The organism is Psychrobacter sp. ANT_WB68, assembly GCF_008369115.1.
Taxonomy (GTDB): Bacteria; Pseudomonadota; Gammaproteobacteria; order Pseudomonadales; family Moraxellaceae; genus Psychrobacter.
On sequence record NZ_VOAZ01000001.1, the window covers coordinates 182,745 to 207,687 of the forward strand.

Genomic DNA, 24,943 nt, shown 5'->3' on the forward strand with positions numbered 1-24,943 from the left:
CTAACAACCATGCCATGGCCTCAAAAGCTGGTTTTCATATTTGGCTTACGTTGGTCGTTTTCTGCTAAGGGCTTCTGCGACGTACGTTAGATGAATAGTGTCAGGGTTCATCATTAACATTAAGCAGCCGTTGTTTATTACTCATCATTTCTTTTTACTATCAATAATCATGGAAACGCTATGACTGATGCTGTCTCTATCGCTGCTTGTCATGATATCTCTCACTCTATAACACCTATTTTGGCAATTCATGAGCTCAACGAACACTTTACGGTACAGCGTGTTAATAAGGCGGATTTACCAGCGATTTTAGCGATTTATAACCAAAGTATCGCGGGCAAACAAGCGACTGCTAATTTAGCACCAGTGAGTTGTGAAGAGCGTCAGCTTTGGTTTGATGAGCATTTAAACAATGCCACGCGACCTATTTATATTGTTAAAGCTGTTGTTGAAAATGTAGATGAACGGATAGAACAAACAGCGTCGCCAATCGTCGCCTGGGGCAGCTTTAGCGATTTATATGCACGACCGGCTTATCATATCAGCACTGAGATAAGTATCTACTTGCATCAGGATTATCACGGTCAAGGATTGGGTAGCTTATTGACGCGTTGGATGCTGACGCAAGCACCGAGCTTAGGTATTCATAACGTGGTGGCGCTTATCTTTGCTCATAATCAACCAAGCTTAGGATTGTTCCGTAAGCTTGGCTTTGAGCAATGGGGCTATATGCCAAAGGTGTGCGATATGCAGGGGTTTATCGCGGATGTGGTGATGCTTGGTAAAGCAGTGAGGGCAGATAATGGCGCCACATAAAGAAAAGTCAGATAACAGTAGACCGATTTTTAACCTAAAATTTTCCATTTTCCGTCTATCTTTTGCAGCTCATAAGTCAATGATGTCGGTTCACTTTGTCCCCTTAGCATCAACTCACCAGTGATGGTGGCACGGGTTTTGTTATCACTGTATTTGGTATCAGTGAAAGTGACACCATCAACCGTTTGTTGGAAAGCCGATTGGGTCTTGGCAAGCTCTTCCTCGAAGTTCGCCATATCTACTTTATAATAAGTAGCGGCTTGTTTCGGATCGCCATAGTACAAGCTGTCTAGTGCTTTTTTAACCGTATCTTCTGGCGTACCGTGTTGGGTCGGATTGCTCACTAAGCTTTTTTGCTTGGCGGAAGCGGTGACTGGATTCATATTATCGTTAGCAATCGTGGTTTTATCTTTATTGTTAACCGCTACCTGCTTATCCTCAGTGTCCTTTAAGACTGCTTGACCAGCGCCATCGTTCTCAGAGGTTTTCGCAACCGCTGCAGTGTCTTCATTACTGCTTGTAGGATGAGCTGCTGTCTCTGCTTCACCCTTATCATTATTGCTACAACCACTTAAAAGCAGTCCGGTGCTCAGTACACCAGCAGTCACTATGGTCGGTAAGCGTACGAAAGCTGATGGTAACCTTGATTGTAACGCTGATAGTTTAGTCGTCATATTGATCCTCAAAATTCATTTATTCATTAAAGAGCAATTATGCCAACTATCAGCGGCATGCACTGTCAATTCTCATACCAAGCTTGTTCTGGTTTGGTAAATTAAAGCCTCACTTGGTTTTCAATAATTAATGTTTAACGCTTACTGTTTTAACCATGTTTCAGATGGCGAGGACGGAATCCCGTTGCCAATAATACTATGCCATAAACCAGCGCACCGACCACACACATAATCAGTAGCGCGACCAAACGTTGCCACTGTGCTTCATTGGTTGGAAAGTAGGGTAGCATGACGTAAAGTACAGCGACCATGGCAGTGGTAGAAACTGCAAATTGCGCAAACAGCTTTTTCCAATGACTGCCAAAGCGGAAAATCTCACGCTTATGCAAGAAGTAATATAATAAGCCAGCGTTCACAAATGATGCGCCAGTCGTCGCAAGTGCTAGTCCACCATGTAACGGCATGTCAAAAAAGTAAAATATGCCAATAAAGATGACACTAAAAATCATATTAGCAAAAACGGAAATAATACCAATTCTGACTGGGGTACGGATATCTTGACGAGCGAAGAAAGCAGGGGCAAAGACTTTAATTAACATAAAGCCTAAGATGCCACCCGCCATGCTTTTTAGCGCGAGTGAACTCATTTGCGCATCACGTAAGGTAAATTCGCCACGTAAAAACAGCGCTTGCATCAGCACATCAGACAGAATAAATAGCGCTGCCGATGCAGGTACGCCGACTAAAATGATTAAACGTGCTGCCCAATCAATGGTCTTTTTAAAGCTGATATCGTCTTTTTGCGCTTCACTTTTTGATAGGCTGGGTAAAATAACCGTACCAATTGCCACGCCAATTAAACCAAGTGGTAGCTCGCTCATACGCTCAGCAGCGTATAGCCATGAGACTGAGCCGCCAATCATCAAAGAGGCAAAAACAGTATTTAATAGCAGATTAATCTGAGTCACCGATACGCCAAAGATAGCCGGTAGCATTAATTTTAATATACGCCTGACGCCTTCATGCTGGAAGTCGATTTTCGGCATCACCAGTAGCTTTTGTTGGGACAATTGTGGTAACTGAATTAGAAGCTGTAATAAGCCTGCGATAGCGACCGCGTAACCGAGCGCCATAATGGGCGTCTCAAACATCGGTGCAAAAACCAATGCGCCCCCAATCATACATAGATTGAGCAATACGGGTGCAAAAGCAGGCGCGGCAAAACGCCCGTAGCTTTGCAAAATGCCGCTGGCAAAGGCGGTCATAGAGATAAATAATAAGTAAGGAAAGGTCAGGCGTAACAGCTCAGCGGTGATGGCAAATTTATCGGGCTGATCAGCAAAACCGGGCGCAAATAACGTCACGACCCATGGCGCCATTAAAATAACCACCACGGTCAACATCGACAGGATCAATAGCAGAGCGCCTGAGGTGCGACTGACTAATATCTGTACTTCTCGTAAGCTGTACTTCTCTTTGTATTCCGATAAGACAGGCACAAAAGCTTGACTAAACGCGCCTTCAGCAAACAAACGTCGCAGAAAGTTCGGTATCTTAAAGGCGACCAAAAAGGCATCCATCAGACCGCCAGCGCCAAAGACACCTAGTAATACGATATCGCGTACCAGACCTAAAATACGCGACAGCATGGTCATACTACTGACCACCATGGTTGAACGAAATAACCGACTTTTTGCCATGAGAACCTATTCTGCTAAGTTGCTTGCTGATTTACGGGAGTCAAAAAAACTGACAGATTATAGCACTTTCATCGTCCTGATAAATGTGTTGGAGGTGGAATATAGGTGACTAAAAAAGCGAGTTTTATTATTCTTATTTTACTAAAGATTTAAATTGTTTTATAAATATCGTTTAGTAGGCTAAATAAGTCGGTACGCTTATTAATCATAGATGCTCTATAGCTAGCTGCATTATCGTCATTAAAGGACATGTCTATAGGCGATACTCTTTTTTTAAAGGAAACAACTGACTCTCCATATTCCCTTAAGGCAATTTGAGCATTCTCATATCCAAATAATAGTAATAAAGACTCTGCCTTAGTTAGTTCACTAAAACCATCAAATAAATTACTCTGAGAATCTAGCAAGTTATTAGATGGTGAAATGGAGCTGTCTGACAGTAATTTTCGACGCCAATCAGAAGAGAGAGACCAATACCTTAAGGCGTTATGATTAAAAATTTCAACTTTTTCTGCGACTTCCTTTAACATCTCAAACTCGCGTTCTACTTTAGCTTTTTTAAGCTCGTTACGATGTTGTGTGGAAGATGATAGGAAAGTAATAACGCCTGCTATCAATGCGCCCAAACCTATCTTCACTGCTGAATCGACCACTTCAATCCAAATCATAATGTTTCCAATCGATGATTAATCATTATTAAAGTTGAGTAGACCTTTTATTTTAATAGAGCTGTAACCATCTCACGCAACTTTTTCCATTCAAAATAATCACCGGGATCAGTCTTGCGACCGGGCGCAATGTCACTATGACCAGTCAGATGCCGACGGGTTTTTGGATAGGCGTCATAGATGGCGACAATAACTTTGGCAAGCGCTTCATATTGGTCAGTAGTGAAGGACACAAAATCTGAACCTTCAAGCTCAATGCCAATGCTATAATCATTACATTCAGGGCGACCCAAATAGCTAGAGCGTCCGGCATGCCACGCGCGTTCGTTAAAATTGACAAACTGGGTAATCGCGCCATCACGCTCTATAAATAAATGCGCTGAGACTTCTGCGCCTTTAATGGTTTGAAAGTAGGGATGTGCTTCCCAGTCTAGTTGATTGGTAAACAACGCTTTTACGTAATGTAGACCATCAGTATCGCCAGCCCCGAATTCATTGGGTGGCAAGCTAATATTGTGAATAACGATGGCGTCAATCGTGGTGTTTTCAGGTCGTTGATTATAATTTGGTGATGTAAGCCAAGTCGCGTCTGATAATCGACCCGCATTGATAGTCATTGACGATGCTGTGGACATAATATTCTCTTTTATAATGTGATTAATAAGTGTGCAGTACATGCTGGTGGTGAGCAGTTTCTTATAAATGAATGGCGCAGTTACTTAAAAAGCCGTCATTCAAAACAGTGATTCATCATATTACTCTGACGATTCGATGGACCTAATAACGCGATAAGCGTATGACTCCTACCGTGCGAGATCTTACTCATGTCTATATATTCAAATCTTCTAGCGATAGATTGTACGCCAACAAACATTGGCAGGCGCGCGCGTTTGCCGCTCACGATAGCTGGACTGCTGCTGACCGCACAGGCACAGGCATTTTTGCCGACGCCAGCATCGCTTGTGACGACGGGGGAGTTAGCGCTAGATACTACTGACGCTAAATCACAAAATGCTGAGCCAATATCAACGGCTTATGCTGAGACGGTTGTTGCCGAATCAAATAATACCATCAAGCCAGATAGTGTCTCAAATACCGCAGTCACTTCTCGGACATCTAACAATCAAAGTGCCAACAATACTAATAATAATGGGGCGAACACCCAACAGCTATTAGCATCATGGCGTCAGCAAGCAGAAACAGGAAACCTAGCCCAACATATAACATGGCGACGGTTATTATATTTTTTTGATGATCAAAAGAATTTAATCGGCAAGAAAAAAGACAGCAGTATCGTTGATGATGCTGCATTTTACTTAAGTAAAAATGGACAGCAAGATTCAGCGGCTGAGCTTGATGCATTGCTTGTTGCCCTTGCTGGCGAAATGGTTACGACTCCAGATAACAGGACTGCTAGTAATCGTGCGACTAAAAACTCGGGACAAAACTCAGTACTCTGCCGTTTTCCCGCGCGCGTCCAATGGCTGACCGATACACTCAATATCGACAAGAGTGGTTTACAAGTCGACTGTCCAGAGCTGAATGAGTGGATGCAAAAGCTGGCACCCGAGCAGCTGTCTATTATGTTTGCGCAAGAATATTTAGACAATCCTATCTCAGCTTTTGCTCATACGTTATTGCGCATCGATTCTAAAGCCAGCGTGGCGGATCCAAGCCAAATTCATCATGCTGTTGCGCTCAATTATACGGTGGGCGGTGACTCAACCGATAGTTTTTTGGTATACGCCGTCAAGTCGATGATTGGCGGCTATGACAATCTCATTGAAATTGACCCTTATCCCGAAAGGCTGGCAAAGTATCTGCAAGAAGATGAGCGTGATGCGTGGACCTATCAATTGGATTTAACCCCAGCAGAAGTGCAGCAGATTATGTTGCATGTCTGGGAAACCAAAGATTTGAAATTGCCGTATTATTTCACCACTGATAACTGCGCGTCTGAGATTTTACGCTTAATTGATGTAGTACGCCCGCAGCAGCATTTATTAAGCCGTCTGCCTTATGCTGTTATTCCCTCAGATGTCGTGCAATTATTGGACAGCGAAAACTTACTTGCCAGCACCAACTATACACCCGCTGATAGCACCTTGCGCCAAGCGCAGTTAAACAAGGTCAAAGAGCAGCGCGAGCAATTGGGCTATCATAACAGCGCCAAGCAGACGTTGAATGAGATTAAATCTGCCCAATTGAATCCAACGTCGAGCATAGCATCCGACGGACAAACCTTACTACCACGCCGTATTGCAGTGGCGGATAACAATCCAATAGACAGGCATCCGCTGCAAATGGGTTTTATCGGACTAGGGGAGCGTGGTGATAATAACTATATCGATTTGGGCGTGCGTGCAGGCTATCACGATACTCTTGATCGTCCGTCAGGATTTCCACAATTCTTTGATTTAGAAGGCGCGGCTGCGACTTTACGCCTCTATGATACTGATAATGATAAGGCCAATCAGCCAAGAAGTGTGGTTTTGCAAAATGTGAACTTGGTGCGTGGGCGTTCGTTTAATCCAGTTAATTCTGCCAAAAAAGGCAAAACCTGGGGCGCAAGTATTGAAGCTAACCGCGTGAACGACGGCTCGCAGCAGGATGGCAGCGATCATTTAGTCGGTAGTCTAGGCTATGAAACGGGTTGGTCATGGGCATTTGGCACGCCTAGCGCGGGGACAGGCGAGATGCCGCCGCAGCTGTGCTATACATTTTTGGCAGGAACGGCGCAAGCAGGGCGCGGTATCAATAAAGGCTTTCGCGTTGGCGCAGGCATCAATGCCGGTTGCCGCTATCAGATTAACAATCAGTTACGTGCGCAGGCTGAATTGCAACTGCCATATTGGTATCATGGCAGCAGCGATGAGTCTAATGCTCGTGGTCATTATTGGCAGCCGATCTCAAGCTTAGGTTTGCAATACGATATCGATAAAAAACAAGCATTACGTATCAATGCCAACTACGAATGGCAAGATCGTATCGATGCCAAAGAAGACATACAGCTGTCGTATAGACGCTATTTTTAGGGTTAGCTATTAAATTATAAAAAACCTTCTTAGCTAGTCATTAGCATAGACAGCCATTAGAAACAGTTTTTAAATAAAGGATGCATAATGAATACGCAAAATTTACTGATTATTGGTCAAGGTGATATTGGCTTGCCGGTTACCAATAAAATGGCGCAGGACGGTTTAAACGTCACTGGGCTGGCACGTCGTGAGCGTCATCATTATGCTCTAGATGATAAAGCTAACTTTTTACAAGCCGATGCATTAACGCTAACTACAGAGCAGCTGCAAGACTTTACGGCGTTGGCGATTATCGTCACTCCTGATGAGTATTCAACCAGCGGTTATCATGACAGTTACTTAGCCATCAGCCAGCATTTGGCAACATTGACTGATAAACTGACCAACCTTGCGCGCATTGTTTTTATTTCATCAACTGCTGTCTATGGGCAAGATAATGGCGAATGGATTGATGAAGACACCGCGGCTGTGATGCCTGCGCGTGAGGCATCGCAAGTGATATTGCAAGCGGAACAAACACTTCAACAAGGTTTTGGTGATAAAGCCATCATCATTCGTCCAAGTGGTATTTACGGACGCGAGCGCCTCATGCGTCTGCGTAACGCCAAAGAGAAACAAAAAGAGCCAGTGGCCGCCGCGCATTGGAGCAATCGTATTATGGATCGCGATTTGATTACTATTATCGCTAATGTCATGACTATAGACACGCCAAAACCCCTTTATATCGCCACGGATTATGCGCCAGTCACCACTTTTGAGCTAGGTAGCTGGTTAAGTGAGCAGATAAATGAAGTACCTCCTGTTATTGATAACGATAAAACGGCGGTAACGGGAAAACGCTTACACAGTAATATTCCATTAGCTTGGCTAGATTATCCTGATTGGCAAGTAGGCTACCGAGATATTTTGCACTATCAAGATAAAGAGCAACATCAAGAGTAAAATGTCATTTTGATTTGATTGATTTTATTTTTACGACTTTTAAATTTGCAAGTCTAGGGAAAATTCATGACCCAGCCTTCTACTTCTGGTGACCGTTTATGCAGTGCTAACTTTATAGCAGAAGAGGAACAGCTTGCAGAAGGTCATGCTAAGCAATCCGCTGTTTTAGCAAACAGCCAGCAGCCTGCAATTGTACATCCTAATTTTGACCCAAAGCGTTTGCCATTGGACCCTGCACGGCCATTGACTGATATTCCAGAGCCTGCACGGCGCTTAAATAGTCAGCTGCGCCGCTTATATGGCAGTTCGACCCGTTTTTATCAGCCCAATACAAGCAGCCTATCGAAATGGGCATTAATGGCTTCAGAAGCATTGGCTGAGCATTTATCACTGCTCAGTGCCGCAAGACTGGTTGAGCTGCCCGAGAGTTTTTATCACAATCATAGCGAGCAGCCGTTATTGTCTTCATTAACTGATATGACTTTGCTTGATATGGCGGATATCCAGCGCGCGCTGCAAACGTATCCAAAACTGACGCGTTATGGGTTTTTAGCTGCTGATATTATAAATGAAGACAACATTAATACTGATAGCGGGCAGGCTAATAACCATACTACTGATAATAATCATATTAAGAAAGCTTTAGCATCAGAATCTTTGCGAGTATTGACCAAACGTTATAATCCTGATGAGCTACTCAATAGTGTTTATGCTGATGACTGGCAAGTGATATTGCAGCCGCAGCAATTTGATAGCGGCGAGGGTAGTTTGGCGACTGACCTTATGGCGTGTAGCGTCGCCGTCCACGCTTTAAAGCACTGTAGTACGCGTAAGACCATCAATCATAACTATAGCGCGGCGCAAATTTGTCAGCATCTGCGCAGCTACCTGCTCAGTCAGATTGTTTTTGAGCCAGCACAGCGTCATGCGTACCGCCAAGTACGTCTATTTACTGGGCATATTATCGTTGCTGCCTATCATTTGGGCTGGGACATACACGTCAATAGCGATGGTCAATGCTACTTTAATATCTCATCACGTTGTGGCTTATTGACACGTTACGCGAATATGCAGGATTATGATATCAATGGTTGGTCAAGTTAAACCACCACGACTATAATGCGCTTCACAACTTTTTATTGTTTAACTTTCCATTTTCTTTTTGTTGATAGGAATGCCCTATGCTTAATGCCACAACGCCGAATAACCAACCTGCTAACAACGCGTCATTTTCATCGCATCAATTTATCCAATTGGCTTTAGACAATCAGGTTCTAAAGTTTGGTGAATTTGTTTTAAAGTCTGGACGTATTAGCCCGTATTTTTTTAATGCAGGCTTGCTGGCATCGGGTGAGATGTTATCGTTATTAGCGCGTGGTTATGCCGATGCCTTGGCTGAGCAGATGGCTGCACAAGGTTCAATGGCAAACGCTGGCGCAGCTGAGCAAGAGCTGGTTATTTTCGGTGCCGCTTATAAAGGCATCCCATTTGTGGCGGCAACGGCGCAAGCATTATGGCTGCATCATGGTATCAACGCTAAATGGGGTTATAACCGCAAAGAAGCCAAAACCCACGGTGAAGGTGGTAGTTTGGTGGGCGCTGATGTTCAGGGCAAAGCAGTCTGGGTACTTGATGATGTGATTACCGCTGGTACGGCGATGCGTGAAGTGGTTGAAATTTTAGAGCAAGCGGGCGCAAGCGTTGCGGGTATTATTGTCGCTCTTGACCGTAAAGAAAAGGGTTTAGCGGAGTATTCTGCTATTCAAGAGTTGGCGTCGACATTAGAAGTACCAGTGCGTGCCCTTGTCGATATCGATGATTTAATCAGCTACTTAGCAGAAAGTAGCCCAGAAAAAGATGCGACCCAGCTTGCAAAAATGCAGCATTATCGCGCTCAGTACGGCGTATAATTTACCGCAGTTTTTACTGTATTTTAGCTATGTTCCAGCAATATTTGAGTGAAGTTTGAGTCATGTTGGCATGTCATTAATGTCCGTTTGAACGATTAATACTATTTTAAATAATTAATACTATAACGTAAGTGAGCCTTACCATGAGCCAAGAAAACCAAAAGAAATCTTTAAATATACTCGTCATCATGGACCCAATCGAGCAGGTCAATTATAAAAAAGACACCAGCCTTGCGATGATGTGGTCGGCGCAAGACCGTGGTCACAGCCTTGGCTATTGTCAGATTCATGATTTATGGTTGGATCGTGGGCAGTTGATGGTTGATACCCAGCCGGTGACGGTCAAGCGTGACCCTGAAGATTTTTATACATTGGGCGATAAAGCGACAGCACCAGTCAGCGACTATGATGTGATTTTGATGCGTAAAGATCCACCGTTTGATATGCGCTTTATCTATGCAACCTACATGCTTGATCATGCCAAAGCCGCAGGCGTGCTCGTAGTTAATGACCCACAAGCGATACGCGAGTGTAACGAAAAGCTATTTGCCACCTGGTTTAGTAATTATATGAGCCCAACGATTGTGACCAGTAAACAGACGCACATTCGCAAGTTTATTACTGAGCAGCAAGACGTCATCGTTAAACCACTAGATGGCATGGGTGGCACTGGTATTTTTCGTTTGACTGCTGACAGTCCAAATATCGGCGTCACGCTCGAGATTTTAACCGAGCTTGAGACGCTACCAATTATGGCACAGCGCTATTTGCCAGAGATTAAACAGGGCGATAAGCGCGTGCTAATCGTCGATGGGGAAGTGGTCGATTATAGCTTGGCACGTATTCCAGTGAAAGGCGAGACACGTGGTAATCTTGCTGCAGGTGGTAGTGGTGTTGCTATGCCGCTCACTGATATCGAACGCCAAGTGGCCCAAGTGGTCGCACCGATTGTCAAAGAAAAAGGGTTGATGTTCGTTGGTTTAGACTTAATCGGTGGTCGTATCACGGAGATTAACGTTACTAGTCCAACGTGTGTACGTGAGATTGATGATCAATGCGGTACGGATATCGCAACTGATTTTATTATCGCTATCGAGAAGAAGCTGTCAGTTTAAGTAATGCTGCTTAAATAAAACAATGTATGCAAAGCGGTAAGGATACAGTGATTTATCACTAAGCTATATGCACAATACTTAAAAAACATTGTGCTAAGATATATCGATACAGAGTGTCTCTTAAAAGCTTATAAAAAAACTAATAGAACGTTACTACAAAACGATATTTATATGAGTTTTTAATAGGATATATAAAAGCCAAGTCGCGATTGCTCACGGCTTGGATTTTTATTATTTGCGCTGCATAAAGTGCTGTCTATCAGACAACGATTTACACTATACTATGCGGGCTTTTATAGGGTCATTTTGTTTCGATAAATAATATAGTCAAAAAATAATAAGTCTTTCATATAAATAAAGAAAAGATAGGCAGGCGTTCATGAAAACACCGCATATATTAATGATGGCAGCTGGTACAGGCGGGCACGTATTTCCAGCGCTTGCGGTTAGCGAAGAATTGACCAAGCGCGGCGCTGTTATTCATTGGCTTGGTACGCCAAATGGTATGGAAAATGGCTTGGTTGCACCAACTGGCTATCCTTTTCATGCGATTGATATGCAAGGATTGCGCGGTAAAGGATTGGGACGCTTGCTGAAGCTACCCGTTACTTTATTGTCAGCGACGATGGCGGCGATTAAAGTCATTCGTGGCAATCAAATAGATGTGGTCGTTGGCTTTGGCGGTTACGTCACCGCGCCAGGTGGCATTGCCGCGCGTTTGACCAAGACGCCGCTCATTATCCATGAACAAAATGCCATTGCGGGCATGAGTAATCGGTATTTGGCCAAGATGGCAACCAAGGTCTTGCAAGCATTTGAAAATACCTTTGCCAATAGCCAGCTAGATGCAAAGATTGAAACGGTGGGCAATCCGGTACGCAATGCCATTAGCGGTGTTGCCGAACCCAGTATGCGTTACGATATGAATGACAGCTCGCCGCTTAAATTGCTGGTGGTTGGCGGCTCACTTGGTGCGCAAGTGTTAAATGAGACGTTACCCAAAGCACTGGCATTAATTGACCGTCCTTTTGAGGTACGTCATCAATGTGGGCGCAATAATGAGGCTGCCACACAAGCAGCGTACGATAGTGAAGATTTAAGCGCCCATCAATTTACCGTACAGCCATTTATTGATGATATGGCAGCAGCATACAATTGGGCGGATATTGTGGTTTGTCGGGCGGGTGCTTTGACGGTTACTGAAATTCAAAACGTTGGTATAGCGGCAATATTTGTACCGCTACCAAGCGCGGTTGATGACCATCAGACGGCAAACGCACGTACCTTGACCTTGCACAAAGCGGGGATTTTGCTGCCACAAAGCGAGCTGACTCCAAAACGCTTGAGTAATGAGCTGGCCATGCTAGATAGGCGAGCTTGTTTAGAGATGGCAGAAAAAGGACATGCGCTTGCCAACCGTCATGCCTGCCAATATGTAGCCGATATTGTCTGGCAAGCTGTATAAAATCTAATTTTATTACCTATTATTAACCAAATTTGTTTGTCTACAATAAAGAGAAAACCCTATGCCAACCTCTGCTAAATCTTTAACTAAGCGTTTGATTGAAATACCAGAAATGCGCCGTATTCAGCATTTGCACTTTATCGGTATTGGTGGCTCGGGAATGTGCGGTATCGCTGAGGTTATGAATAACCAAGGCTATAAAGTCAGCGGTTCTGATATTGCTGAAAGCTTGGTCACTAAGCGCTTACAGCAGATTGGTATCACTATTGCGATTGGCCATGACTCTAAAAACATCGCCAATGCCGATGTCATCGTCGTATCGTCTGCTATTGATCGCAGTAACCCTGAAGTAAAAGCGGCGCTTGAAGCGCGTTTGCCAGTAGTACGCCGTGCTGATATGCTCGGTGAATTGATGCGTTATCGTCATGGTATCGCCGTCGCTGGTGCACATGGCAAAACCACCACCACCAGTCTGCTGACGACCATGATGGCGGAAGGACAGCTCGACCCTACATATGTGATTGGGGGTAAATTAAATGCCTCGGGTAAAAACGCCGCGCTTGGTAGCAGTCGTTTCTTAATTGCAGAAGCCGATGAATCGGATGCGTCGTTCTTATCTTTACATCCGATGGCGGCGATTGTTACCAATATCGATCAAGACCATATGGAAACCTATGGCAATAGTTTTGATAAATTAAAAGCCGCTTATATCCAATTTTTACAAAACATGCCGTTTTATGGTTTGGCGGTGGTTTGCGGTGATGACCCTGAATTGTATGCCATGATTGATGATATTGGGCGTCCGGTATTAACCTTTGGTCTTGAGCCATTTAATGATGTACAAGCCATTGATTTGGTCAGCGAAGGCACAAAAACCCACTTTACCGTTTTACGCCGCGACCGCGAACCATTGCGTCTGACCTTGAATATTCCGGGCGTACACAATGTTTATAATGCGCTGGCTGCTATTACGATGGCAACCGATGAAGGCGTAGATGACGAAGCGATTAAGCGCGCCTTGCAGAAGTTTGAAGGCGTCGGTCGCCGCTTTGAGCAGCATGCATCCGTAGACATAGATGATGGCAACGTCTTGTTGATTGATGACTATGGTCACCATCCAAGAGAAGTCGATGCGACTATTAAAGCGGCCCGTCAAAGCTTCCCTGAGCGCCGCTTAGTGATGATGTTCCAACCGCATCGTTATAGTCGCACCCGTGACTGCTTTGATGACTTTGTCGAAGTCCTCTCAAGTGTCGATGAGTTATTGTTGTTGGATGTTTATTCTGCTGGCGAGAGCCCCATCGCTGGTGCGGACACCAAAGCCTTGGCACGTAGTATTCGTTTGCGCGGTGCCGTTGAGCCGACGATTATCGATAAAGACAATATTGCCCCGGTAATGCAGCGATTACTAAAAGCAGGTGACATGCTCATTACCCAAGGTGCGGGTAATGTTGGACAAATAGCGCTCGAATTGGCCGCCAATAATTTATATATCAAATAAGCCGCAAAAGAATTTTAGGAACGAGACTCATGACTATTCATAACCAAAAAAACAATAACCAAAAAAATGAAAACAACATTGATAAAAGTATTGATGCTGAGGCGAACACTGCCATTACCAATCCAGAACCAGCGTTGGCAGCGGCTGCCCAAGCAGAGCAAGAGAAGATTGAGGGCAATCAGCCACACTCTGAAGCCGTGCCTAACGCAGCAAACAGCAAAGTCAAAGACGCCCGTCAATTTGGTAAAGTAGCCGTGATATATGGCGGCAGTAGCAATGAGCGCAGCGTCTCTTTAGACAGTGGCGCTGCCGTCTTGCAAGCGCTGCAAAACCAAGGCGTTGATGCCACTCATTTTGACCCTAAGCATCAAGACATTACTGAGCTTCGTGAATACGATCGGGTGTTTAACGTCTTACATGGTCGTGGCGGCGAAGATGGTTTATTACAAGGCGTGCTGCAATGGTTTAATATTCCGCAGACTGGTTCAGGTATTTTGGCATCAGCACTCGGTATGGACAAAGTGCGTACCAAGCAGCTGTGGCAAGGCTGCGGTTTATCGACCGCGCCGTTTTCACTGCTGACCGCTGATACTGACTGGCAACAAGTGGTTAATATGCTAGGACTACCGCTGATTATCAAACCAGTCCATGAAGGCTCAAGCATTGGTATGACCAAAGTCAATAACCTTGATGAGCTTCCTGCTGCTTATGCAACAGCTGTGCAGTGCGGTGATGCGGTAATGGCTGAGCGTTGGATTACAGGTCGCGAATTTACCATTGTTATTATCGATGATGAAGCCTATCCAGTGATTCGCCTCGAGCCTGCTGATATTACCAATTTTTATGATTTTGAAGCCAAATACAATCGTAACGATACCAGTTATTACATTCCCTGCGGTCTAAGTGCTGCTGATGAAAAGCATTTGCAAGAGTTGAGCTTGGCAGCATTCCGTGCCGTTGATGCAAAAGGCTGGGGACGTATCGATGCGATGCAAGACGAAGCGGGCAACTTCTGGTTACTTGAGATTAATACCGTACCAGGTATGACCAGTCATAGTTTGGTGCCCATGGCGGCCAAAGCACGCGGTATGGATTTTGAGAGCTTATGCTGGCACATTTTGGCGCAAACACTATAAATATCCATCAACGAATGTATGAGTAATAGACGTACGATGTTTGCTTGATAAAGGTTTAATTAGCTATTAAATAGCCAATTAAACCCTTATGCCTAGATTGGATAAATATTTAGCATAAAGTTGCCTATTTTGGCTCAGCTAAAACTGGTTTTAAGATTGTTTAACGGCGATAAGTAACCTCGCTAAATACACGCGAATGTATCGCTAGCGCTGCTATAGCACAGCTTCATGTAAACTTGTGTAAATTCGTTGTTAGTAGTAGGGGTTAGGCTATTGTTTAAACGTAAAATACGTTAATATTGTAAATATTGGTCTATATTAGTGATATTTATGGTTATTTACGCAACTATCTCTTAAGTCATTCATTAAATGAGAAAAATGTTACGTTTTAATGACGATAATCGTATTTTATAAGCTGTTTTAGCTCAATAAATTGATAATATGTTGTTTTTACAGATTCCTGCGAATGTTTAGCAGATTTACCTTTAATAAAAAGCACTATTGGCGTTATGCAAATAGCTTTAAGCAAAAATAGGGACGAAGTTTATTATGGCTCAAACTGTCAATGACGTCGCTGACTTGATGAGTGATAAAACCCGTCGACCAACATCTAACTTTCAAGTACCGACTTCGGTCAGATATTTCTTTACTGTACTGGTGTTGGGTTTGCTTGTACTGATATTGATTATGGGTGGTAAGGCATTACGCGACGCACCGCCCGCTGCTATTCATGTTGATACTCAAGGATTGACGGTTGCGCAATATCGTGCATTACAGCAAGTCATGAACCAACAGAGTGTCAGCAGTTTTTTCACCTCTGACTTGCAGGCGTTAAGAGATATTACCACCAGTTTGGCTTGGGTTGACCAAGTGAGTGTTAGTCGTGATTGGCAACGTGGTATCGTAGTCAAAGCCTTACCAAAGCAGGCGGTAGCAAATTTTGGTACGGAACGTTTGGTTGATGCAAAAGGGGCAGTTTTTGTTCCTGCAGATAGTCGAGAGTTAACGCAAGAGCGCTTTGCGACATTGCAAGGCGATATGACTCAAGCGCCCGTCATTATGCAACAAATGCAACAAGTCAATGATTGGTATGCGCCGCTTGGTATGCAAGTTGAAGATATTATTTTGTCACCAAGAATGACGTGGCTGATTCGCTTTGATAATGGCCAACGTGTTATCGTTGACAATGAAAACACGGCGCAAAAACTGTTGAATTTAAGTCAGCTGCTTGGCAATCAATTAAGTAATCGCCGAGAGGAAATACAGTCAGTTGATCTTCGCTACAAAAATGGATTTACGATCGCATGGAATCTGGCGCCGCCAAAAAATACTGAAACACCACCGTAAAAGAATAAAACATCTAGAAAGCAGTCAAAATCTTAAATTTATCTGTTTTCGTGATATAAAAAGTTAACATATATAGTCACTGCGTGCTGATAGCGCTTTTTAATGATTTAATGGGGACGTCATTTGGTCTCCTGTTTAGCGATAATTTGTCTGGTACCATGAAAAATACTGAAAATCTGGTTGTTGTCCATCTAAGTGCCACGGCAGTATACGTCGTCATTGGCAGTGTTGTCTCTGCAAAAGACATTCGTATTATGGGTGTGGGGCAAGTTAAAAATAGCGACTTTTATCAAGGTCAGATAAAGCATCGTGAACGTTTGCAAGGCGCTATTAAACAAGCCATCCAAGAAGCTGAGGATACCGCCAATTGTCGTGTGCATAGCGTATGGTTGACCATGGCGACGCCTGAGCTACTAAGTAAGAATAGTGCGGGCGATGTCAGAGTTGAAGATGAAGTTGTCCGTGCCAAAGATATGGTACAAGCGCTGTCAAATGCCAAATCACAAGACTTGTCGCCTGACTATTATCTGATGCATTGCTGCCAGCAAGGTATTTATATCGACAATCAAGAATTTATGGTTGATGATGCCATTGACATGGTTGCGCACAATATTACTGTGATGTATCACATGATGATGATGCCAGTGGCTGGCCGTCAAAATATCCAGAAATTATTACAAAGCTGTGACGTAGGCATCGACCATATCGTTTTTGATGCGGTCACCAGTGCCGAATATAGTTTGATGAGTGATGAGCGTCAGCAAGGGGTTTGCTTAGTCGATATCGGTGCGAGTACCACCAGTCTTTGTGTTTATAAAGAAAATAAGCTGATTTTCACCCATTGTATCGCGACGGGCAGTCATGAGGTAACGATGGATATTTCAGCCGATGTTGGTATCTCTATGATAGAGGCTGAAAGGCTTAAAAAATCACACGGTACTGTTGATATCAATAGCGTAGATCCTAGCTCATTTTTCCTGTTTAAACCGCAAGGGTCGGGCGATGAGATTAACATCGGTACTTATAATTTAGCGCGTATCATTGAAGCGCGTTATGTGCAGATTTTTACTGAAGTGGTTCGTCAATTACATGATGCTGATTTATTAGGCTATATTGATAAAGGGATTGTACTCACAGGCGGTGGCAGTGCTATTAAGGGCATGATACCTTTTGCCAAAAAGCTACTGAAAATGCCTGTGGTATTGACCAACACCCATCCTGCTATTAGTGCTTATAATCATTTTGATAATGATGAATCGTTTAAACAGCTGAATATTCAGGTCAATGATCGCGCTTATCAAACGGCATTTGGTACATTACTATATAGTCAAAGCGAGCAGTTTCGCCGTAGTGAAAAAAGTGAGCCGGAAGCGATTCAAAAAAATCGTGTCACGGGTGTTTTTCAAAGTGCAGGGCAACGTTTTGCCAGTGTACTCAAAAAGATATTATAATCCTGCTGCACTTTTACTGAGATTAAGCAGTTAAGAGCATGCCGCAGTATTATAGGTAAGCATATTTAAAGCAACACCCTGTACAATAACGGTATATATTGGCTAAGCACAACTATTTAAGCCTTTGCCGTGTTTTATTTAAATACATTTATATATAGTAAGTCGATAGCGCGCCATATGAGTGTGTTACCACGTATCGACCCATCACGCTATCTGCAACTGGAGAAACCTTTTTATGTCAAAATACACCATGCCAGATGATAATCAGCTTCAAAATAACGGCCAGGCAAGCTTCACTGTATTCGGTGTGGGCGGCGGCGGCGGTAATGCGGTTGAGCATATGGTACAACAAGGGATTAGAGGTGTAACGTTTGTCTGTGCCAATACGGATAAACAAGCGCTCGATCGTCTCACCGCGCCGCATAAATTGCAGCTTGGCGCTAAGACCAACCGTGGTTTAGGTGCAGGAGCGAATCCAGAAGTGGGTCGTGAAGCTGCAGAAAGCGATGAAGAAGCGATTCGCGCCTTACTTGAGCACTCAGACATGGTCTTTATTACCGCGGGTATGGGTGGTGGTACAGGTACGGGCGCCGCTCCAGTGGTTGCGCGTATTGCTAAAGAAATGGAAGTGTTGACGGTAGCGGTTGTTACGACACCATTTAAGTTTGAAGGTGGTAAACGTATCAAGGCCGCTAAAGCCGGTATTGAGCAGTTGACCAATTTCGTTGACTCTATCATTACCATTCCAAATGACAAGCTCATGAGTGTGTATGGCAACATCTCTATGCAAGATGCCTTTAAAAAAGCCGATGACGTCTTGTTGCATGCGGTGCAAGGTATTGCAGAAACTATCGCTAGCGAAGGTATGATTAATATTGACTTTAACGATATCCGCACTGCGATGACTGCTAAAGGTCATGCAATGATGGGTATCGGTCGCGCTAGCGGCGATGATCGTGCGCGTCAAGCGACTGAAAAAGCCATCAGATCGCCACTATTGGATGATTTGCGTCTAGAGAACGCCAAAGGTCTCTTGGTTAACGTGATTTCATCTGAGTCTTTATCATTGGATGAGATGAGCAAAATCAGTGTCATCGTCGAAGAAATTACCGATATCGACGACGCGCATATTTTCTACGGTTCGGTTATCGATGAAAAAATGGGTGACGATTTACATGTGACTGTGATTGCAACGGGTCTGACTTTGGATGAAAATGCTGGAGAAGAGCCTGAAGTGGTAGAGCAGCCTGTACCATCAGTAAACAGCACGCAACCTGTTGACCCAAACTTGCATACCAGTGCGCTAAACAGTCAAAAGCAGTCTCAGGCTCAATATCAAGAAAGTCCGATACGCTCAAATGCAACTCAAGAGCAGCCTAAAACCAAAACCAACAGTATTCAAGACTATCTTAAGCGCCAACAGAATAAATAATCCTTAAAATGAATGATTGTTTTAGGTAGTATGAATAAAAAAGAGCCAGTATTTCGATACTGGCTTTTTTGTGCCTGTCCCTAAAATTTGCCTCTAAGTTTTAAGTTTCGTCTATTTATAAGTTAGCGATTTATAAAGACGTTATTTATAAAGCCGACTCTCTATACAAGCTTTTCAATTATGAAATGAATTCTATATAAATCTAAACGTTAATAAAGGGGTTTAAATAGCAATTTATCAACGCTTGAGTGATTTTTACATGATAGAAGCTACCATTAAGATGATTGCGATAAGTGTTATCAATCAAAGAGATAAGCAAATTAACGCTTTTTAGCGCTAGCGAACTAGGGGCAGGTAATGCTACACTATGTCAATTGTAACAAAATATGTGAGAAGACAGCCATGAACCAACGAACCATAAAAACAGCTATAGCCGTTACAGGTACTGGTCTTCATAGTGGTCAACCTGTTGACTTAGAGTTTCATCCACAGCCTATCAATACGGGCATTGTTTTTGAACGTTCCGATATTGTCGGTAGTACTCCCATTCCTGCTAGTGCCTTTTTGGTACAAGATACCATGATGTCATCAAATCTAGTATTCGGCGGGACACGTGTGGGCACCGTTGAGCATTTGCTCAGTGCAGTCGCTGGACTGGGCGTTGATAACCTCTTAATTCGCGTGTCAGCCTCAGAGATACCGATTATGGATGGTAGCGCCGCCCCATTTGTGGGTTTGCTGCTACAAGCAGGCTTTTGTGAACAAGATGCTTTAAAGCGTTTTATTAAGATTGTGCGTCCAGTACGCGTTAAAGTTGACGATAAATGGGCAGAGCTGCGTCCGTATGCAGGCTTTGAGTTGAATTTTGAGATTGATTTTGACCATCCTGCTATTGATAAAAACTTTCAGCATGCACAATTGCAGTTTTCAACCCAAAACTTCATTGAGCAATTGAGCTCAGCGCGTACTTTTGGTTTTTTACGTGATATCGAAACCTTACGTCAGAATAACTTAGCGCTAGGTGGCAGCATGGACAATGCGATTGTCATTGATGATGCCAGTATTCTTAATGAAGAAGGCTTACGCTTTAATGATGAATTCGTGCGTCATAAGATTCTCGATGCTTTAGGCGATTTATATCTAATTGGCTATCCTATTTTAGGCCGTTTTAATGCCTATAAGTCTGGTCATGCGTTAAACAATATGTTGGTACGTGAAATCTTATCAGACCCTGATAACTTTGAAATTGTAACTTTTGATGACAATGTAACCTGTCCTATCGAATATTTACCTTTAAATGGCTTGACCGTTGAAGGATGAATACAGGAATATACACGAAGTATCGAAACATTTACGCAATATTACATAATTTGATTATAAGTAGGACTAAATAATATTCGTTTAAATAAATATTTTCTTTATCATTTTACTAATAATCTGCTTCAGAGTAGGTAAGATAAAAGATGTGGGAAATAATAAAGTCATCTGTCAGTGAGGTTCACATTGTGAATGACACTGACAGATGATTTTTTTTGTTGGTGAAATTACAAAAACGCAGCTTTACCCACGTTAATTACTGGTTTTTTTTACATAAGTTTACACAGAGAACCGAAGTTTTTTACGAATTAATCAGGCGCAAAAGTGCCTTTTTGAGATTTTCATCAGTGGTGACATGCTCTGCAGCCTGTGATATAGTCCGCTTTGTGTTTTGGCTAAGAGCCTGATTTTCATGGGCTTTAAGAGGCTTAGATAAAGTCGCTGACAAAGCTGATGATGGTTTAGAATAATCGTGATTAGCAGTATTTTTGGCTACGACAACGCGAATTTGCTTGAGTTGGTTAAATGTAATTGACTGCTCTGTTAACACCTGCAAATAAGCGCTCTGTAGATAGCGAATATGATTGGCAGCTGTCATCGAGCCCACACTGAGTATTAATTGCTCAGCGGTTAAGCCTACGACCCAGCAGTTATTGAGGATTTCCTCAGGTAGACAATCTACCAAAAGCTCTTTTATCTCGGTTGTTGCTTGTAGATATAGACGCATATCGTCAGCCAATGTTTGAGGTAGCGCACTACCCGCAAAGGCTTGATGATCGATAAGTTTAGCAAGGCGGTTAGGTTGTTTTTTTGACATCGTGAACACTCATCTAATAGGTGACAAAATCGATATTCATCATAAACAGCGAGCTTTTGTACTAAGGATTTTATCATGTTTATTTCATGGTCATCTTCCCTAAATTAATTGATGCTTTGTCACGGATGACGAGCAATCCTGTATTCACAATAGGTAGTAAATTTATGAAACAAGCTTTATTAATTTTGTCAGTATTGGGAATGGGTATAGCACAGACGAGTGGTGCTGTCGAAACAACCTTTCAACCAAATAATACCTTGAGTCATACCATCACAAATATCACTACTTCTGCGAACTACGGTTCGAGTCGCAATATCTATAGCACTAATAGCGGTGCTTATGTCTCTAGCAATGATGAAATCAGTCAAGCGATTGATAATCTTAGTGCTCATGCAAAGCAAAAAGAGTATAAGCTTGCTTCGCTAACCAATCGTTTGTCTTATGAGCAGCGTCAGCAGCGCGCAAGCTCAGTGCCAGATCGTTATTCTGCTCCTGCGATTGCCGCAGCCAATGCTGCACGCGTCGCGCTTTCAAGCAGCTCTGGTTACTGTGCTCGTTATGTACGTAAAGCATTACAATCAGCGGGTTATGAATTTACGCCTAACCCTTCAGCTTATCAGTATGCCTCTCGTGGCACACTTGCCCAAGCTGGCTTTGCTAAAATCAGCAACAATATGCAGCCACAAGTTGGTGATGTCGTGGTCTATGATCGCAGCTCAAAGCATCCACATGGTCATATCCAGATTTTTGATGGCAATGCTTGGGTATCTGACTTCCGTCAAAGCAGTATTAGCCCGTACAGCGGCGCTTATAGTTATACAACCTGGCGCGATTCTCAATATGTTGACGATGCGTCTAACCGTGGTATCTACCTTGCAATGGCTGACTAATATTAGGCATTCATTAAGCAGTTATCATTATTTTTAGAATAAAATATTTTCTCCGAACCCAGTAATGCTCTTGATGACATTACTGGTTTTTTTCGCTTGGCATAATGCGATAGTTATTCAAAGGCGCTTTCTGGCTAAAAAAATTACTTAATTTAAGAAGCTACTTAGCTAGCGCTGCCTGTTTATCAAATACTGACCAATATTCCAGATTATGAAAATCCGGCGGGGAAGCGTGTTTAGGCGCAAAATATAACGCTGTTGTACCAAATGTCGTTGAAAAACTCAAAATCACACAAGGATGAATATAATCAATGCCAGTATCATTGATAACATCCTCTTTATTATAAATCTGACTTAAGAGAAAACTGAAGCTGCGCTCGTAGTGATAAGTTTTAGCGGCGGTGTTAAGTGTTGAAGAACAGATAACAGGTTTTATTTGCTCTGATAAGGAGTTTTGCTCTGCGTTGGCAGTGCCATTACTCGCAGGGCAATGACTAGCTGTCCAATTAATAAACGCGCGTGTTTGCCCATCAGCTTGCAAAAGCGGTGTTGGCGGCAATGTCGCAGGGCTGCGATAGCTTTTAAACTGATAAAGCGCATAACGACCGTCAGGATTGGCATTAATTTCAATATAAGGGCTAGTTTTATTACCGTCTGCTAAATTAATACCCATTTCATGAGCGTTATTTATCGAAACAGTGCTATTTATTGCACCGCCTGCTAAAAAGCATTCAAGGCAAGTCTGCTCCCATAAATAATCCACAAAGCCTACTTGCGTCGGTTGCCATGTTGGCCATTCTAATTGTGCCGCTAATGATTCAAGTAGCAGCGTTACGCGATAATCGAGCTGTAACTGCCACTCTGGCTGCTCAGTTCTTTGGGCTATCTGATCTGTTTGGTCTATCTGGGCTAAGGTTGCGACTACCTCTATCTGAATGTTGTGTAAATCTTCTATCGTCACGCCAAGTTGTTGGGCATCAGCCGCTAGCGTATCAGTTGATAAGCATAAGTTAAAAGTTTGGCTCATAGGTTGATAATATCCGCGGTTTAATAGTTTTAAGAACACATCTTACATAGGAAGAAAGAATAAGAAAATAGTCTATAGATAGCATAAAAGCCACGAGCAAGGATGCGTCGCGGCTTTTATAACTTATCTGATATAGATTATCTGAGCTGTTTTATCTGTATGATAAATCGGTCAGATATAATAAAACATAAACTAGACTAAGCGTAAGAAATTACTGCGCGTGACGAGCAAGGTTCGATAGCTTAGGATTGGCGTTTGGGTTTTTACGTAGTAACAGCGCCATACGACCAATTGAATGCACCAAAGAGGCATTAGCGGCGGTGGCAAGCTGAGCGCCGATGACATCGCGCTCTTCTTTAGTGCCAGCCGGTAGTTTTACTTTAATAAGCTCATGATCTGACAAAGCACGATCGATTTCTTCAGTGATGCTTGGGGTAATACCTTTGTTGCCAATCATAACGATAGGTTTAAGGTCATGACCAATGCCTTTTAGGCGTTTAATGGTAGCGTTATCGAGTTGCATAGAATTCCTAGATGTTGATAAAAATAAAAGATGGTGCTATTGAGAGCAGATAATGACCATTATAGATAATCTGTGGTCATCTTGCATGAGATCAGCAGGATTTTGCACGATTTTACATGATGAAAATGTTAAACTGAAAGTATGACTACATTATAAACGCTACGGTCTTATAAAGCAGTGTTTTAACCAAGAGAATTTGACCGTGAAAGGTTACAAGGTGCATTTAAGACTTTATTGCTAATTTAGTTAAAGAACTTAAGTACCTAGCAATAGCCATGTTGTAGCCAACTTTTTTATAAATAGACGGATATTGAACCCTCATAGATAACCACTTTATAAATCGCTATCGATGTTTTGCAAAGTAATAGGAGCATTAATTTTGGTCACGCGTATTGAGAATAAAAAATTGTCAAAAAGCAGTAGTGCTTGGATGAAAGAGCACATTGACGATCCTTATGTGAAAAAAGCCCAAATAGATGGCTACCGTGCCCGTGCTGCTTATAAATTGCTTGAGATTAATGAGAAGACCAATCTCATCAAAAAAGGCATGACCGTCGTCGACTTGGGCAGTGCGCCAGGTAGTTGGTCGCAAGTTGCAGGTAAGTTGGTTGGCGAAAAAGGTGTGTTGATTGCGTCGGATATTTTACCCATGGATACGTTGCCTGACGTCACCTTTATTCAAGGCGACTTTCGCGAGGCAGAAGTGTTTGACCGTATTATGGCAGAAGTAGGTGATAGACAGGTGGATGTGGTGCTATCTGATATGGCACCCAATACCGCTGGCAATAGTGCCATCGATCAGCCGCGTATGATGTACTTATGTGAGCTAGCAGTCGATTTCGCGCTCGCAACCTTACCAGAAGGTGGCGCGCTTATTATGAAAGTGTTTCAAGGTGAGGGTACGCAAGAATTACGCAAGCAGATGCAAGCTGATTTTAGTAAAATTCGTAGTATCAAGCCTGGCGCTTCACGGCCACGTTCAAAAGAGATGTTTTGGATTGCCATAAAGTAATTGTTATTAAACAATATTGACTAAAATCATCAAATTAAAAGCGCTACAATCGTTAACTGAATAATAGCGAGTTCAGCTTGAATTATTCAGGTTAGCACCACATATCATGATATATTAACTTTGTTTGAAACCTATTTTTAAATGATTGTTTAAGTGGTTTTT

At 42.9% G+C, this 24,943-nt stretch carries 22 protein-coding genes; 15 read left to right on the forward strand and 7 right to left on the reverse strand.

Annotated elements, in window-relative coordinates; genetic code table 11:
- Nucleotides 1-180: 180 nt before the first annotated feature.
- A complete protein-coding gene (locus FQ084_RS00780) occupies nucleotides 181-816 on the forward strand; it encodes a GNAT family N-acetyltransferase (RefSeq protein WP_149488746.1) in 636 nt (211 codons plus the stop codon).
- Between the two features lie 29 nt (nucleotides 817-845).
- Here the strand turns inward: FQ084_RS00780 and FQ084_RS00785 are convergent, their stop codons facing one another.
- The 4 genes from FQ084_RS00785 to ampD form a co-directional block, all read right to left on the reverse strand.
- A complete protein-coding gene (locus tag FQ084_RS00785) occupies nucleotides 846-1,490 on the reverse strand; it encodes a hypothetical protein (protein ID WP_149488747.1) in 645 nt (214 codons plus the stop codon).
- 149 nt (nucleotides 1,491-1,639) lie between these two features.
- Nucleotides 1,640-3,190, reverse strand: coding sequence for a murein biosynthesis integral membrane protein MurJ (gene murJ, locus FQ084_RS00790; RefSeq protein ID WP_149488748.1), 1,551 nt, complete (start codon nucleotides 3,188-3,190; stop codon nucleotides 1,640-1,642).
- A 149-nt stretch (nucleotides 3,191-3,339) separates the two neighbouring features.
- Nucleotides 3,340-3,858 (reverse strand): hypothetical protein, encoded by a 519-nt coding sequence (locus tag FQ084_RS00795; protein WP_149488749.1) that lies wholly within the window; start codon nucleotides 3,856-3,858, stop codon nucleotides 3,340-3,342.
- 47 nt (nucleotides 3,859-3,905) lie between these two features.
- The gene (gene ampD / locus FQ084_RS00800; protein ID WP_149488750.1) at nucleotides 3,906-4,493 is read right to left on the reverse strand and encodes a 1,6-anhydro-N-acetylmuramyl-L-alanine amidase AmpD; all 588 of its coding nucleotides are present in this window, start codon (nucleotides 4,491-4,493) and stop codon (nucleotides 3,906-3,908) included.
- A 189-nt stretch (nucleotides 4,494-4,682) separates the two neighbouring features.
- Between ampD and FQ084_RS00805 the strand changes: the two genes are divergently transcribed.
- The 12 genes from FQ084_RS00805 to lpxC all read left to right on the forward strand — a co-directional run bounded on the left by FQ084_RS00805 (nucleotide 4,683) and on the right by lpxC (nucleotide 20,515).
- Nucleotides 4,683-6,893, forward strand: coding sequence for a DUF4105 domain-containing protein (locus FQ084_RS00805; protein WP_149488751.1), 2,211 nt, complete (start codon nucleotides 4,683-4,685; stop codon nucleotides 6,891-6,893).
- 87 nt (nucleotides 6,894-6,980) lie between these two features.
- On the forward strand, nucleotides 6,981-7,838 hold the full coding sequence (locus tag FQ084_RS00810; protein WP_149488752.1) for an SDR family oxidoreductase: 858 nt from the start codon (nucleotides 6,981-6,983) through the stop codon (nucleotides 7,836-7,838).
- A gap of 66 nt (nucleotides 7,839-7,904) precedes the next feature.
- The gene (locus FQ084_RS00815) at nucleotides 7,905-8,942 is read left to right on the forward strand and encodes a hypothetical protein (protein ID WP_149488753.1); all 1,038 of its coding nucleotides are present in this window, start codon (nucleotides 7,905-7,907) and stop codon (nucleotides 8,940-8,942) included.
- A 77-nt stretch (nucleotides 8,943-9,019) separates the two neighbouring features.
- Nucleotides 9,020-9,748 carry an orotate phosphoribosyltransferase gene (gene pyrE / locus FQ084_RS00820; RefSeq protein WP_149488754.1) on the forward strand — a complete coding sequence of 243 codons (729 nt, stop codon included), beginning with the start codon at nucleotides 9,020-9,022 and terminating at the stop codon, nucleotides 9,746-9,748.
- A 143-nt stretch (nucleotides 9,749-9,891) separates the two neighbouring features.
- Nucleotides 9,892-10,863: a glutathione synthase gene (gshB, locus tag FQ084_RS00825; RefSeq protein WP_149488755.1), complete on the forward strand. Its 972-nt coding sequence runs from the start codon at nucleotides 9,892-9,894 to the stop codon at nucleotides 10,861-10,863.
- A gap of 379 nt (nucleotides 10,864-11,242) precedes the next feature.
- Nucleotides 11,243-12,328, forward strand: coding sequence for an undecaprenyldiphospho-muramoylpentapeptide beta-N-acetylglucosaminyltransferase (gene murG, locus FQ084_RS00830; RefSeq protein WP_149488756.1), 1,086 nt, complete (start codon nucleotides 11,243-11,245; stop codon nucleotides 12,326-12,328).
- A 61-nt stretch (nucleotides 12,329-12,389) separates the two neighbouring features.
- Nucleotides 12,390-13,829 carry a UDP-N-acetylmuramate--L-alanine ligase gene (gene murC, locus FQ084_RS00835; protein ID WP_149488757.1) on the forward strand — a complete coding sequence of 480 codons (1,440 nt, stop codon included), beginning with the start codon at nucleotides 12,390-12,392 and terminating at the stop codon, nucleotides 13,827-13,829.
- A 29-nt stretch (nucleotides 13,830-13,858) separates the two neighbouring features.
- Complete coding sequence (locus FQ084_RS00840) at nucleotides 13,859-14,965, forward strand: D-alanine--D-alanine ligase (RefSeq protein ID WP_262880608.1); 1,107 nt, start codon at nucleotides 13,859-13,861, stop codon at nucleotides 14,963-14,965.
- A gap of 549 nt (nucleotides 14,966-15,514) precedes the next feature.
- Complete coding sequence (locus FQ084_RS00845) at nucleotides 15,515-16,312, forward strand: cell division protein FtsQ/DivIB (protein ID WP_149488758.1); 798 nt, start codon at nucleotides 15,515-15,517, stop codon at nucleotides 16,310-16,312.
- A gap of 158 nt (nucleotides 16,313-16,470) precedes the next feature.
- Complete coding sequence (ftsA, locus tag FQ084_RS00850; RefSeq protein ID WP_223144833.1) at nucleotides 16,471-17,763, forward strand: cell division protein FtsA; 1,293 nt, start codon at nucleotides 16,471-16,473, stop codon at nucleotides 17,761-17,763.
- Nucleotides 17,764-17,998: 235 nt separating this feature from the next.
- Complete coding sequence (gene ftsZ, locus FQ084_RS00855) at nucleotides 17,999-19,195, forward strand: cell division protein FtsZ (RefSeq protein WP_149488760.1); 1,197 nt, start codon at nucleotides 17,999-18,001, stop codon at nucleotides 19,193-19,195.
- A gap of 402 nt (nucleotides 19,196-19,597) precedes the next feature.
- Nucleotides 19,598-20,515 (forward strand): UDP-3-O-acyl-N-acetylglucosamine deacetylase, encoded by a 918-nt coding sequence (gene lpxC, locus FQ084_RS00860; protein ID WP_188032868.1) that lies wholly within the window; start codon nucleotides 19,598-19,600, stop codon nucleotides 20,513-20,515.
- 298 nt (nucleotides 20,516-20,813) lie between these two features.
- On the opposite strand, the gene FQ084_RS00865 is transcribed toward lpxC, so the two are convergent.
- On the reverse strand, nucleotides 20,814-21,329 hold the full coding sequence (locus FQ084_RS00865) for a hypothetical protein (RefSeq protein WP_149488762.1): 516 nt from the start codon (nucleotides 21,327-21,329) through the stop codon (nucleotides 20,814-20,816).
- A 164-nt stretch (nucleotides 21,330-21,493) separates the two neighbouring features.
- On the opposite strand from FQ084_RS00865, the gene FQ084_RS00870 reads away from it, so the two are divergent.
- Nucleotides 21,494-22,219, forward strand: coding sequence for a CHAP domain-containing protein (locus FQ084_RS00870; protein ID WP_149488763.1), 726 nt, complete (start codon nucleotides 21,494-21,496; stop codon nucleotides 22,217-22,219).
- A 160-nt stretch (nucleotides 22,220-22,379) separates the two neighbouring features.
- Here FQ084_RS00870 and FQ084_RS00875 read toward each other — a convergent pair whose 3' ends face one another.
- Together FQ084_RS00875 and FQ084_RS00880 are read right to left on the reverse strand one after the other, a co-directional pair.
- Nucleotides 22,380-23,246, reverse strand: a complete 867-nt coding sequence (locus FQ084_RS00875) for a hypothetical protein (protein WP_149488764.1) — start codon at nucleotides 23,244-23,246, stop codon at nucleotides 22,380-22,382.
- A 211-nt stretch (nucleotides 23,247-23,457) separates the two neighbouring features.
- Entirely contained in the window at nucleotides 23,458-23,769 is a 312-nt protein-coding gene (locus tag FQ084_RS00880; RefSeq protein ID WP_149488765.1) for a YhbY family RNA-binding protein, read from the reverse strand.
- 379 nt (nucleotides 23,770-24,148) lie between these two features.
- Between FQ084_RS00880 and FQ084_RS00885 the strand changes: the two genes are divergently transcribed.
- Entirely contained in the window at nucleotides 24,149-24,781 is a 633-nt protein-coding gene (locus FQ084_RS00885; protein WP_149488766.1) for an RlmE family RNA methyltransferase, read from the forward strand.
- The last annotated feature ends 162 nt before the right edge of the window (nucleotides 24,782-24,943 follow it).

Bases quoted from the DNA above. Each gene is read 5' to 3' on its own strand.
- FQ084_RS00780 (WP_149488746.1), top strand. From the start codon at position 181: ATGACTGATGCTGTCTCTATCGCTGCTTGTCATGATATCTCTCACTCT.
- FQ084_RS00785 (WP_149488747.1), bottom strand. From the start codon at position 1,490: ATGACGACTAAACTATCAGCGTTACAATCAAGGTTACCATCAGCTTTC.
- murJ (WP_149488748.1), bottom strand. From the start codon at position 3,190: ATGGCAAAAAGTCGGTTATTTCGTTCAACCATGGTGGTCAGTAGTATG.
- FQ084_RS00795 (WP_149488749.1), bottom strand. From the start codon at position 3,858: ATGATTTGGATTGAAGTGGTCGATTCAGCAGTGAAGATAGGTTTGGGC.
- ampD (WP_149488750.1), bottom strand. From the start codon at position 4,493: ATGTCCACAGCATCGTCAATGACTATCAATGCGGGTCGATTATCAGAC.
- FQ084_RS00805 (WP_149488751.1), top strand. From the start codon at position 4,683: ATGTCTATATATTCAAATCTTCTAGCGATAGATTGTACGCCAACAAAC.
- FQ084_RS00810 (WP_149488752.1), top strand. From the start codon at position 6,981: ATGAATACGCAAAATTTACTGATTATTGGTCAAGGTGATATTGGCTTG.
- FQ084_RS00815 (WP_149488753.1), top strand. From the start codon at position 7,905: ATGACCCAGCCTTCTACTTCTGGTGACCGTTTATGCAGTGCTAACTTT.
- pyrE (WP_149488754.1), top strand. From the start codon at position 9,020: ATGCTTAATGCCACAACGCCGAATAACCAACCTGCTAACAACGCGTCA.
- gshB (WP_149488755.1), top strand. From the start codon at position 9,892: ATGAGCCAAGAAAACCAAAAGAAATCTTTAAATATACTCGTCATCATG.
- murG (WP_149488756.1), top strand. From the start codon at position 11,243: ATGAAAACACCGCATATATTAATGATGGCAGCTGGTACAGGCGGGCAC.
- murC (WP_149488757.1), top strand. From the start codon at position 12,390: ATGCCAACCTCTGCTAAATCTTTAACTAAGCGTTTGATTGAAATACCA.
- FQ084_RS00840 (WP_262880608.1), top strand. From the start codon at position 13,859: ATGACTATTCATAACCAAAAAAACAATAACCAAAAAAATGAAAACAAC.
- FQ084_RS00845 (WP_149488758.1), top strand. From the start codon at position 15,515: ATGGCTCAAACTGTCAATGACGTCGCTGACTTGATGAGTGATAAAACC.
- ftsA (WP_223144833.1), top strand. From the start codon at position 16,471: ATGAAAAATACTGAAAATCTGGTTGTTGTCCATCTAAGTGCCACGGCA.
- ftsZ (WP_149488760.1), top strand. From the start codon at position 17,999: ATGTCAAAATACACCATGCCAGATGATAATCAGCTTCAAAATAACGGC.
- lpxC (WP_188032868.1), top strand. From the start codon at position 19,598: ATGAACCAACGAACCATAAAAACAGCTATAGCCGTTACAGGTACTGGT.
- FQ084_RS00865 (WP_149488762.1), bottom strand. From the start codon at position 21,329: ATGTCAAAAAAACAACCTAACCGCCTTGCTAAACTTATCGATCATCAA.
- FQ084_RS00870 (WP_149488763.1), top strand. From the start codon at position 21,494: ATGAAACAAGCTTTATTAATTTTGTCAGTATTGGGAATGGGTATAGCA.
- FQ084_RS00875 (WP_149488764.1), bottom strand. From the start codon at position 23,246: ATGAGCCAAACTTTTAACTTATGCTTATCAACTGATACGCTAGCGGCT.
- FQ084_RS00880 (WP_149488765.1), bottom strand. From the start codon at position 23,769: ATGCAACTCGATAACGCTACCATTAAACGCCTAAAAGGCATTGGTCAT.